1 protein-coding gene is annotated in these 535 nt (G+C 63.9%); it reads left to right on the forward strand.

The window, feature by feature from the left end:
• On the forward strand, positions 1-535 hold a 535-nt coding region (locus tag AWU74_RS07740), incomplete at both ends, for a carboxyvinyltransferase (protein WP_498067492.1).

Below are 535 nucleotides of genomic sequence, written 5' to 3' on the forward strand. Positions count from 1 at the left end.
TGCTGAACGAAATGGGCGCGGACATTAGCGGCATAGGCAGCAACGTTCTCCGAATCAACGGCGCGGCGGAACTGCACGGCGCGGACTTTGCCGTCGGCACCGACTATATGGAAATCGGCTCGTTCATCGGGCTTGCGGCGGCGACTCGCGGCTCAGTAACGATTTTCGGCGCAAACCCGCGGGATATGCGCCCGATACAGACGGCGTTCAGGAAGCTCGGAATCCGCTGGAGCATGAACGGGACGACGCTCACCGTGCCCGCGGAGCAAGAACTGAAGGTGAACAGCGACCGGGGCGGCATGATTCCTAAAATCGACGACGCGCCCTGGCCCGGCTTCCCGCCCGACCTGACGAGCATCATGACCGTGGTGGCGACGCAGGTCGACGGCACCGTGCTGATTCACGAAAAAATGTTTGAGTCCCGCATGTTCTTCGTCGACCGGCTCATCGGCATGGGCGCGCGCGTTACGCTCTGCGACCCGCACCGCGCCGGCGGGTCCGGCCCCTGCGTGCTGCCCGGCGACTACTCCATATC

Source organism: Treponema endosymbiont of Eucomonympha sp., from assembly GCF_001028545.1.